Source organism: Calidithermus terrae (assembly GCF_003574345.1).
Taxonomy (GTDB): domain Bacteria; phylum Deinococcota; class Deinococci; order Deinococcales; family Thermaceae; genus Calidithermus; species Calidithermus chliarophilus.
The window spans coordinates 1-8,066 of sequence record NZ_QXDL01000185.1; the positions used below are offsets into that span (position 1 = coordinate 1).

9 protein-coding genes are annotated in these 8,066 nt (G+C 68.7%); 1 reads left to right on the forward strand and 8 read right to left on the reverse strand.

All coding sequences use genetic code 11. The annotated features are described in order from the left end of the window. Positions 1-232 precede the first annotated feature (232 nt). The 4 genes from Mterra_RS16610 to lepB form a co-directional block, all read right to left on the reverse strand. Entirely contained in the window at positions 233-1,318 is a 1,086-nt protein-coding gene (locus Mterra_RS16610) for a tetratricopeptide repeat protein (RefSeq protein WP_245971669.1), read from the reverse strand. A 12-nt stretch (positions 1,319-1,330) separates the two neighbouring features. Continuing rightward, the gene (locus Mterra_RS16615; protein ID WP_119316175.1) at positions 1,331-2,605 is read right to left on the reverse strand and encodes an ATP-dependent protease ATPase subunit HslU; all 1,275 of its coding nucleotides are present in this window, start codon (positions 2,603-2,605) and stop codon (positions 1,331-1,333) included. Beyond that, complete coding sequence (gene hslV / locus Mterra_RS16620) at positions 2,602-3,147, reverse strand: ATP-dependent protease subunit HslV (RefSeq protein WP_027893478.1); 546 nt, start codon at positions 3,145-3,147, stop codon at positions 2,602-2,604. The genes Mterra_RS16615 and hslV overlap by 4 nt, the downstream gene beginning before the upstream one ends. Before the next feature lie 287 nt (positions 3,148-3,434). Beyond that, the gene (lepB, locus tag Mterra_RS16625; protein WP_119316176.1) at positions 3,435-4,274 is read right to left on the reverse strand and encodes a signal peptidase I; all 840 of its coding nucleotides are present in this window, start codon (positions 4,272-4,274) and stop codon (positions 3,435-3,437) included. Positions 4,275-4,509: 235 nt separating this feature from the next. Here lepB and Mterra_RS16630 point away from each other — a divergent pair, with 235 nt between their 5' ends. Further along, positions 4,510-5,328: a serine/threonine-protein kinase gene (locus Mterra_RS16630; protein WP_176582546.1), complete on the forward strand. Its 819-nt coding sequence runs from the start codon at positions 4,510-4,512 to the stop codon at positions 5,326-5,328. Positions 5,329-5,387: 59 nt separating this feature from the next. Here Mterra_RS16630 and Mterra_RS16635 read toward each other — a convergent pair whose 3' ends face one another. The 4 genes from Mterra_RS16635 to Mterra_RS16650 all read right to left on the reverse strand — a co-directional run. Further along, on the reverse strand, positions 5,388-6,527 hold the full coding sequence (locus Mterra_RS16635; RefSeq protein WP_119316178.1) for a citrate synthase/methylcitrate synthase: 1,140 nt from the start codon (positions 6,525-6,527) through the stop codon (positions 5,388-5,390). Between the two features lie 169 nt (positions 6,528-6,696). After that, complete coding sequence (locus Mterra_RS16640; protein ID WP_119316179.1) at positions 6,697-7,482, reverse strand: HesA/MoeB/ThiF family protein; 786 nt, start codon at positions 7,480-7,482, stop codon at positions 6,697-6,699. Further along, positions 7,469-7,855: a M67 family metallopeptidase gene (locus Mterra_RS16645; RefSeq protein ID WP_119316180.1), complete on the reverse strand. Its 387-nt coding sequence runs from the start codon at positions 7,853-7,855 to the stop codon at positions 7,469-7,471. Before Mterra_RS16645 ends, Mterra_RS16640 begins: the two co-directional genes overlap by 14 nt. A 9-nt stretch (positions 7,856-7,864) precedes the next feature. After that, positions 7,865-8,066, reverse strand: a 202-nt coding sequence (locus Mterra_RS16650; RefSeq protein ID WP_119316181.1) for a DUF2461 family protein, incomplete at its 5' end; no start/stop codon positions are given.

An 8,066-nucleotide genomic window follows, 5' to 3' on the forward strand; every position in this document is an offset into this window, starting at 1 on the left:
ACCCCGCCCACCCCCTCCCGCGCGGGCCGCACACCCCGGCCGGGGCACGGCAGCGACCACCGAGCGGGTGTCCCCTGGGGCGTGGGGCTGTAGTTGGCCTGCGGGAGGGGCACAACCCCAGTGGATGATTAACTTTGTAGGGACGCGAGGCCTCGCGTCCCTACGGCGTTTTGCGTTTTGCGTCTTGCGTTCAGCTATCGGCTATAAGCCATCAGCGCTCAGCGTCCGACCCTCACTGCACCCGCGCCAGCGCCTCTTCCGCGTCCTTGTAACCCGGGCGCAGTTGCAGCGCGCGGGTGTAGGCGTCCTTGGCGCCGGCCTTGTTGCCCAGCGCTTCGTTGGCGCGGCCGAGCCAGTAGTAGTACTCCGCGTTGCGGGAGTCCATGGCGACGGCCTTGGTGAAGTTCTCCCGGGCCTTGGCCGCGTCGCCGAGCTCGAGGTAGGAGCGGCCCAGGCCGGCGTAGGCTTCGGGGTACTTGAAGGGGGACTTCACAACGGCGTTTTGGAAGTTGGCCCCGGCGTTCTTCCAGTCCTTGGCGACCTGGTAGGCCTGGCCCAGCCGCACGTAGCCCTCGGCCTCGGCAGGGTTGATGACGGTGGCCTGCTTGAGCTGCTCGATGGCGGCGGCGGGCTCGTTCTTGATGAGGAGGGCGACGCCGTAGTTGAGGCGCAGGGTGAAGTCCTTGGGGAAGGCCTTCACGCCCTCATCCAGGAGCTTCAGCGCGTCGTCGAGCTTGCTCTGCTTGAGGTAGACGTTGGCCAGCAGGCCGATGACCTGGGGGTCGCGCTCGAGGGCCAGCGAGCGGTTGAAGGCCTCGACGGCGCGGTCGTAGGTGCCCAGGGCCGAGTAGACCACGCCCCGGGTGGCGAAGATGGGGGCGTACTTGGGGTTGATGCGCTCGGCGTCGCGCAGCACGGTGAGGGCCTGGTCCAGCACGCCCCGGCTGGCCTCGCGGTTGTCGGAGAGGCGGTACTGGTCGTAGTAGGCCTGGGCCAGCGCCACGTAGGCCTGCACGTAGGCGGCGTTCTGGGCGATGGCCTTGCGAAGGTTCTCCACGGCGGCGGTGGTCAGGCCCAGCCGCAACTGGGTGCGGGCCAGCCAGTACAGCCCGTCGGGGTTGGTGGGGTTCGAGCGCACCGAGCGCTCACACACCGCCAGCGCGTCCTGATAGCGCCCCAGCCGGAAGAGCTGCACGCATAAGTTGAGCAGCTCCTGGAATTGGCTGTTCCCCTGTCCCGGCGCGGGGTTTTGCGCCTGGGCCGCCACGGGCACAGCGAAACTTCCTACCAACATCAGCACCGGCAACAAAACACGCATTCCAAAGCCTCCTCACAGGATGTATCGCGATAGATCGGGGGACGCCAGCACGCCCTTTAACCTGGCCTCCACGTACTCGCGGGTGATCTCCACCCGCCCTAGCTCCGTCTGGAAGGAAACCTCCTCCAGAACCCGCTCCAGCACCGTCGAAAGCCTCCGCGCTCCAATATCCTCCAGGTCACGGTTAGCCTGATGAGCGAACTCGGCGAGGGCGCGGACGGCCTCGGGGCTGAACACCAGCTCGGTCCCGTCGGCGCCCAGCAAGGCGGTGTACTGCTGCAAGAGCGAGGTGGCCGGCTCGCGCAGGATGCGCTCGAACTCGTCGGGGCCCAGGGGCTCGAGCTCGACCCGGATCGGGAAGCGCCCCTGCAGCTCGGGGATCAGGTCGCTGGGCTTGGAGACGTGGAAAGCCCCCGCCGCGATGAACAGCACGTGCTCCGTGGAAACCGGCCCCAGCCGGGTGGCGACCACGGTGCCCTCCACGACCGGGAGCAGGTCGCGCTGCACGCCTTCGCCCGACACGTCGGGGCCGCCGGAAGCGCCCTGCTTGCGCGCGATCTTGTCGATCTCGTCGAGGAAGACGATGCCGTCCTCCTGGGCGCGGCGCAGGGCCTCCTGGGTGGCCTCTTCCTTGTCCACCAGGCGTTCGGCCTCCTGGTTGCGCAGCACCTCGAGCGCCTCCCGCACCTTCACCCGGCGGCGCACCTTGCGCTGGGGCATGAGGTTCTTGAGCATCTCCCCCAGCCCCTGCATCTGCTCGTTGCCGAACATGCCCACGAAGGGCATGGCGGCCTCCTCGTTGACCTCGATCTCGACGAACTGGTCGTCGTAGCGGCCCGATCGCACCTCGAAACTCGAGACCCGCAGCAGCGAGGCCACGTTGTCCACGGCCAGCGCGTCGGCGCGCTCGGCGACGCGGGCCTTCATCTCCTGCATCACGAGCTGGTAGCTGGCCTCGGCCAGGTCGCGCACGATGGAGTCAACGTCGCGGCCCACGTAGCCGACCTCGGTGAACTTGGTGGCCTCCACCTTGACGAAGGGGGCCCCGGCCAGCCGCGCCAGGCGGCGGGCGATCTCGGTCTTGCCCACGCCGGTGGGCCCGATCATCAGGATGTTCTTGGGCGTGACCTCGCGGGCCATCTCGGCCGACAGGCGCTTGCGGCGGCTGCGGTTGCGCAGGGCCACGGCCACGGCCCGCTTGGCCGCCGCCTGGCCCACGATGTACTTGTCGAGCTCCCGCACGATCTCGGCGGGGGTGAGGTCGGTCTTGTGCAGCGTGACGCTCATGCTTCTCCCAGGCTGTACACGGTCGGGTTGCCGCTGGTGTAGAGGTCAACCTCCCCGGCGATGCGGATGGCCTCCTGGGCGATCTCGGGCGCGCTGAGGCCGGAGTGGCGCAGCAGCGCCTTCGCCGCGGAAAGCGCGTAGGCCCCGCCCGACCCCACCGCCAGCACCGGCTCGTCCGGGGTGAGCACCTCGCCGTTGCCGGAAAGCAACAGCAGGGTATCACGGTCGGCGACCACCAGCATGGCCTCGAGGTTCCTCAGCACCCGGTCGGTGCGCCACAGCTTCACCGTGTCCACCGCCGCCCGCTGGAGGTTGCCCTTAGCGGCCTGCAAGGCCCCCTCGAACTTCTCCAGCAGGGTCAGGGCGTCGGCCACGGCCCCGGCGAAGCCCACCAGAACGCCGCCGCCTACCTCGAGGCGGCGGACCTTCACGGCACCGATCTTCATGATGGTCTGGCCTAGCGTCACCTGCCCGTCCCCGGCCAGCGCGGTAACGCCATTCTTGCGCACCGCGACGATGGTTGTGCCGTGCATGGATTCCATCAGGTGAAGCCTAGCCTCAGGCGATGAAACAGGGGTGAGAGTGGTGGTGGTGCGTCGAGGGTCGATAGCCGGGCGCCGGGCGCGGGTCGTACGTCCTACGGCGTACGCAGGACACAAGACGCGAAACGCACGTCCTACGTCCTACGTCGTACGTCGTACGCGAGACGCCGAACGCCAAACGCAGAACGCGGGACGCTTCGGCCCTCGGCCCTCAGCCCTCGACAAACCGCGAGCCACAGGCCACGAGCCCTCTGCTTATATCTGGCGGCTGATCGCTGGCTGCTCCCCTACTGCAACCCCTTGAACCCCTCGGGGATGGGCAACACGCGCCAGCGCAACTGGCCTTGGATCACGGGGGGCCACCAGACGAAGTTGGCGCGGCCGGCGATGGAGGTGTCGGGGATGGGGCCGAAGGTGCGGCTGTCCTCGGAGCCGCCGGGGGTGCGGTTGTCGCCCATGACGAAGTAGTAGCCGGGCTCGAGCTTGAGCGCGCCGGTGTAGCAGTACTCCCGGCCCTGGCTGCGGGCCTTCTCCTCCTCGCCCGGGGGGACCAGCATGCGCAGGGTGTTCCTCAGGTAGGCGTAGTCGGGGTCGCCCTCGACGTCGGCGGGGCTCACCTGGTAGCGCGACTGGGTGGAGAGGCTGGTGAGCTGGCCGTCGCGCAGGCAGACGCGGGGGTAGTTGTAGTCGCTGGCGTAGAGCGAGCTCTTGGGGTCGAACTCGAGGAAGTCGGTGATGTGGCGCTCGCTCACCGGCTGGCCGTTGACGTAAAGCTGGCCCTCGCGGTAGCTCACGGTGTCGCCCGGCACCGCGACGATGCGCTTGATGAAGAAGGCGCGGAAGGGGAAGCCCAGAACGGGGAAGCGGGCGTAGGCGTTGGGCGTGCCCTCGGGGGGTTTGACGATGGCGACCTCGCCCCGCCGCCACTGCATCAGGCCGAAGCGCACCAGCCAGGTCTCGTACTTGGGCACGAAGACCCGCTCGCCGTTGAGCAGGGTGGGGTTCATCGAGGAGCCCACCACGCCCACCGTGGTGAAGAGGAAGGTGGTCACCAGGAAAGCCAGCAGCAGCGCCTCGCCGACCTGACGGAACCACTCGTGGAAAAGATAGCGCCAGAAGCTTCGCATGTTCGCCTCGTCCCTAACCGCCCGGGGCAGTCCCCCCAGACCGCGTGAGCGGCGGGAAGGCCGCCCCAGGCGGAAATCGCAACCCCCACAGCATACACGCTCAGCCGGAATCGGAAAGCCACCGGGCCGCCCTCTTCCTGCCCCGGCCGCAAGAGCACAGCCCTTGCGCGAAGCCATTCTATGGCCCGGCCATTTGCGGTCCAAAAGCCCGGGCTAAGACCGTATAGTTGTGTTCGTGGGGTTGCCAGGGGCCACGCTGCTGGGGCGTTACCGGGTGATCCGCCCCATCGCCAGGGGGGCGGTCGCCACGGTGTACCTGGCCTTCGACCTCCACGGCACCCCCTACGCGCTCAAGGTTTTCCCCAAAGGCTACGAGTCCCGCGCCGACCGCGAGTGGAAGGTCGGGGGGGCCTTGCAGCACCCGCGCATCAACCCGGTGTACCAGCGCCTCGACCTCGAGGACCAGGCCGCCAGCAGCGAGAACGGCCCGGCGGTGCTCATCGCCTACGCCCCGGGCGAGCGCTTCAACGACTGGCGCTCGCGCCGCCCCGAGATGGTGCTGCGGGTCTTCGAGCAGTTGCTCGAGGGCCTCGCGCACATGCACCAGCAGGGCTACGTCCACCGCGACATTAAGCCCGAGAACGTGGTCGTAGACGGCACCGGCGAGGCCCGCCTGGTGGACTTCGACCTCGCCGGGCCCGCAGGCGAGCGCCTGCCCAAGCAGTTCCTGGTGGGCACCCCCGCCTACATGGCCCCTGAGCTGTTCCTGGGCCAGACCACCAGCCCCGCCTCCGACGTGTACGCCGCCGGGATCTTCCTCTACTGGTCGCTCTCCAACGAGCTGCCCTTCTTCGGCTCCACCGAGGAGGTGATGGAGGCGCACCTCAAGCACGCCGTCCCCGTGCCCACGCCCACCGCGGACACGCGCCTGCAGGTCACCGCGCCGCTGCTCGAGTTCATCTACACCATGCTCGCCAAAGACCCCGCCGAGCGCTTCGGGTCCGGGGCGGAGGCCCTCGAGGCCTTCCGCGGGCTCAACGCCGGCGGCCGGTAGCGGCCCGCGAACGCGGCGAAACCCCCGCCGGTGGGCGGGGGTCGTCTTTTCGGCCGGGGTCAGCGCTGCTCGAGCGGCACGTAGGGGAGGTCGAGCTGGCCGATGTAGGCGGCGTCGGGGCGCAGCAGGCGGTTGTCGAGCTTGGTGTACTCGAGGATGTGACCGGTCCAGCCGGAGATGCGGGCCACGGCGAAGATGGGGGTGAAGTACTCGAGGTCGTAGCCCAGGTCCTTGTAGACGACGCCGGAGTAGAAGTCCACGTTGGGGTAGATGCCCTTGGGGTTGTAGATGGCCCCGGCCTGGCGCTCGACCTCCTTGAGGATGGCGTACTCCTTGCTGTGGCCGTGCTTCTCGGCGACGATGCTGGCGTACTTCTCGAGCACCCCCGCGCGCGGGTCGTAGGCCTTGTAGACGCGGTGGCCCATGCCCATCACCCGGCCCTTGCTCGCCACCAGGTTCTCGAGCCACGAGCTCACGTTCTCCACGCTGCCGATCTCGCCGATCATCTTCATGACCGCCTCGTTGGCGCCGCCGTGGCGGGGGCCCTTGAGGCTCGACACCCCGGCGGTGATGGCCGAGTAGATGTCGGTCTGGGTGGAGTAGGCCGCGACGGCGGTGAAGGTCGAGGCGTTGAAGCCGTGCTCGGCCTGCAGGATCAGCGCCACGTCCATCAGCTTGGTCTCCTCGGCGCTGGGCTCCTTCCCGGTGCTCATGTAAAGGAAGTTGGCCGCGTGGGAGAGGTCGGCGCGGGGGGCGATGGGGTCGAGGCCCTCGCGCAGGCGCTTGTTGGCCGCGACGATGGTGGCGAACTTGGCGATGAGCGAGAGGCTCTTCTCGTAAAGCGCCTCGGGGCCGACGTTGTCTTCGTCGGCGTCGAGCATCCCCAGCTCGCTCACCGCCGTGCGCAGCGCCGACATGGGGTGGGCGTCCTTGGGGTAGCGCCGCATGGACTCCAGCAGCACGGGCGGCAGGGTGCGCAGCGAGACCAGCTTCTCGCTGAAGCCCTGCAGCTCGAGCTTGCTCGGTAGGTGGCCGTGCAGGAGTAGGAAGGAGACCTCTTCGAAGGTGGAGTGCTCCGCCAGGTCCTGGATCTTGTAGCCGCCGTAGTAGAGGCGCCCCGCCTGACCGTCGATGAAGCACATGGCGCTCTCGGTGAACAGAACGCCCTCGAGACCTCGGGCAATGGTTTGGGTGCTCATGGTTCCTCCGTTTTGTTCCGGCTAGATGCCGGATTTTCCCCGCGGTCCCCACTCGCGCTGGCCTCTGCACGGGGCCAGCGGTGCCAATCGGGTAGCTGCAAGATCCGCTTTGCCTGATCGAGCCGACGCGAAGACCGCTCTAGCCGTGGCATTCTAACACTACGGCGCTTTAACGCTCGCAGTATAGGTCCAGGTCACTCAGTGTAGATACACCGTTTACACCGCACCCGGCGCACCCCTCCCGCCGCCGCAGCTTGAGGGTGCGGAAGTCGTTATAAAGCCCGTCATAAACGAGCAATTTGCCCGATAGTGGCTCGCCGAGCTCGAGCAAGACCTTCAGCGCCTCGGTCGCCATCAGGCTGCCCACCACCCCCGGCAGCACCCCGAAGACCCCGGCCTCGGCGCAGTTGGGCGCGGCGGCGGGCGGCTCGGGGAAGAAGCAGCGGTAGCAGGGGCCCCCGGCGTGGTTGAACACCGCGACCTGCCCCTCGAACTGGTGGATCGCGCCGTACACCAGCGGCTTGCCCAGGATCAAGCAGGCGTCGTTGACGAGGTAGCGGGTGGGGAAGTTGTCGGTCGCGTCCACGACGAGGTCGTAGGGGCGGAGGAGCTCGAGGGCGTTGTCGGCGCTCAGGCGGGACGGGTAGACGTCCACGGCGATATTGGGGTTGAGGGCCAGCAGGCGCTCGCGGGCGGCCTCGGCCTTGGGCCGCCCGACCTCCGCGGTGGTGAAGAGCACCTGGCGCTGGAGGTTGGAGAGGTCCACGGCGTCCATCTCCACGACGCCCAGCCGCCCCACCCCGGCGGCGGCGAGGTAGAGCAGCACCGGTGAGCCGAGCCCCCCGGCCCCCACCACCAGCACCGAGCTCTGCTTGAGCCGGGCCTGACCGGCCCCGCCCACCCCGGGCAGCACGATGTGCCGGGCGTAGCGGTCGAGTTCCTCACGGCTCCACATGCAGCCTCACTTCCTCCCCCTCGGGCAGGTTATACGCCCGCACCTCGCCCGATTCCAGGGCGAAGATCACGTAGGGCACCCGCCAGTAGGCCTGGCCGCGGTCGGCGGGGCTGGGCCGGGCCGGGCCGTAGGGGTGCGAGTGGTAGATCGCCAGCAGCTCGAGCCCCTCGCGCTCGAGGCCCTGCACCGCCCGCAGCAGCGCGGCAGGGTCGGCGTGGTAGGCCACCCGCGGGGTCGGGTGAACGTTGGGCAGCGGCACGGCCCGCTCCACGAGCCCCTGCCGCCCGGCCCACAGCCCCACGCCCTCCCCCGGCCTCTCCGAGAGGAGGTGGTAAAAGGTGTGCTCCAGCACGGCCTGGCTCACCCGCAGCACCGGCCTAGCTTACCCTTTCACCGGCTCCGCCCCGGTGGGCAGCTTGAGCACCTCGCACAGGTAGCTCACCAGCGCGTCGGTCCGGCGCAGGGCCTCGAGCACCCGGTCCATGAAGGCCGCCGAGCAGACCTCCTCGTCGCTCAAGGGGAACCAGGCGATGAAGCTCTTGAGCTTGAGGTCCTCGATGAGGGGGTGGGCGGGGTCGAAGCCC

What these genes read in the sequence shown, in the direction of transcription:
- Mterra_RS16640 (WP_119316179.1), bottom strand. Translation starts at nt 7,482, where the DNA reads ATGTGGAGCCGTGAGGAACTCGACCGCTACGCCCGGCACATCGTGCTG.
- hslV (WP_027893478.1), bottom strand. Translation starts at nt 3,147, where the DNA reads ATGGAATCCATGCACGGCACAACCATCGTCGCGGTGCGCAAGAATGGC.
- Mterra_RS16615 (WP_119316175.1), bottom strand. Translation starts at nt 2,605, where the DNA reads ATGAGCGTCACGCTGCACAAGACCGACCTCACCCCCGCCGAGATCGTG.
- lepB (WP_119316176.1), bottom strand. Translation starts at nt 4,274, where the DNA reads ATGCGAAGCTTCTGGCGCTATCTTTTCCACGAGTGGTTCCGTCAGGTC.
- Mterra_RS16610 (WP_245971669.1), bottom strand. Translation starts at nt 1,318, where the DNA reads ATGCGTGTTTTGTTGCCGGTGCTGATGTTGGTAGGAAGTTTCGCTGTG.
- Mterra_RS16635 (WP_119316178.1), bottom strand. Translation starts at nt 6,527, where the DNA reads ATGAGCACCCAAACCATTGCCCGAGGTCTCGAGGGCGTTCTGTTCACC.